This is a genomic window from Paenibacillus sp. OT2-17 (genome assembly GCF_009827695.1).
In the GTDB taxonomy this organism is placed as follows: Bacteria; Bacillota; Bacilli; order Paenibacillales; family Paenibacillaceae; genus Paenibacillus; species Paenibacillus polymyxa_B.
Genome location: NZ_WUDQ01000719.1, coordinates 1 through 1,580, shown reverse-complemented (window position 1 = coordinate 1,580; position 1,580 = coordinate 1). Strand labels below are relative to the sequence as shown.

Genomic DNA, 1,580 nt, shown 5'->3' with positions numbered 1-1,580 from the left:
CAGACCGGAACACATGGCAAGAGCACACTGTATCTCCGGCTGGCAGAAGGAGGTCAGGGACTACTTGTACAGGGTAGAGACTCCCGTAACCGCCCGTTCCGGCGCTCGTTTTCCGAATTGGATGCAGGATTGTCATGGATCCACGGAATTGCACACAAACGCGCTTATATCGTGCAGCCTTATTTGAAATTAACAAGCCAAAGCAATCATCCCTTTGATGTTCGCGCACTCATGCAAAAGGATGGCAACGGCTATTGGTGCCTGACGGGCTTTGCCGTAAGAGAAGGCAGAAAAGGAACCCTGACTTCTAATCTGCACGGTGGAGGCGAAGCCCATCCTGCTGAGCCTTACCTTCGTGAACAATTTGGCGCGGACACCACGCGTCTCATCATCAGGCAGATGATGACGCTGTCCTTGACCATTACCAAGGCGCTGGAGGAACGTTATGGCCGCCTTGGCGAGTTGGGAATTGATTACGGTATTGACCGGATCGGGAACATCTGGCTATTGGAGGTTAATTCCCGACCTGGGCGGGCCTCCTTTTTTCAGACCCGTCAGCCAGAGTGCGCTTTCCAGTCGGTCAACCGCCCGCTCGAATATGCTCGATATTTAATGACCCATTCCAAAGCGACAGGGCCAAAGGGCGCGGACGCCTCCCTTGAACATACGGTATAGGAGGATAAACAGATGAGTTTAACGCATTGCAATGTGCATTTCTCACAGCAGCCCGACAAGGTGGCGTATATATCCACTGCCTTGTTGAAAAGCCTTAAATTATCCGGAGCCAAGTCCGTTCGTCTGCGGCTCGGTAAGGATCAGATCCCCGCTACAGTAAAACCAATTCAGAAGGCGGGACGCCATCTATACTTGACCTCCGGCTTACGTAACGCAATCCGTGTTCCCAAAAGCGGGTCCATCTATTTGCGAAATCTGGATGGTGATATACAGCTAGGGCCGTTGATTGGCGTGCTGTCTGACGGTACCACCTCCACCACTCGCCCTTTCGGATCACGCACAGGCTTTATTAAGCAACTGCTGAAGGAAGGTAGCAAAAAATCGTATATTTTTGCCTTCACCCCTCGGGATATCAACTGGCAAAATGATACGATTAACGGCTATTTTCTGTCATCCAGCGGGGAATTTACACGTAAACTTGTACCTTTGCCAGACGTGATCTATAATCGTTTGCCGAGCCGTCGCTCTGATTTTTCCCCGGCGATCAATCAACTACGCGAACGCTTTTCCCGCAAACGAATTCCCTTCTTTAACTGGAGCTTTTTCAATAAGTCCGATATCTATAATCTGCTGGAGAATAACCCAGATGTTAACCGCTATGTCCCTGAATCATACACGAATCCCAGCTCTGAACGTATCCGAAGTATGCTGGACCGACATCAATTTGCTTATTACAAGCCAAGTGGAGGCAGTCTCGGTAAAGGAATCTACCGTCTGTCCCATGTTCCCAAGCAAGGATATTATGTGAGGTACCGTAAGAAAAATAGCAATGTATTGCTAAAATTCACCTCTTTTAACTCCATGCTCAGGATGCTTCACTCCAATCAGGGACAGATGCTAAAGGG

The 1,580-nt window shown here is 49.5% G+C and carries 2 protein-coding genes; both read left to right on the top strand.

Annotation, left to right across the window (positions count from 1 at the left end; translation table 11 throughout):
* The coding region (locus GRP75_RS26460; protein WP_160790834.1) for a YheC/YheD family protein at positions 1–675 on the top strand (675 nt) is incomplete at its 5' end.
* Between the two features lie 12 nt (positions 676–687).
* The coding region (locus GRP75_RS26455) for a YheC/YheD family protein (RefSeq protein WP_160790833.1) at positions 688–1,580 on the top strand (893 nt) is incomplete at its 3' end.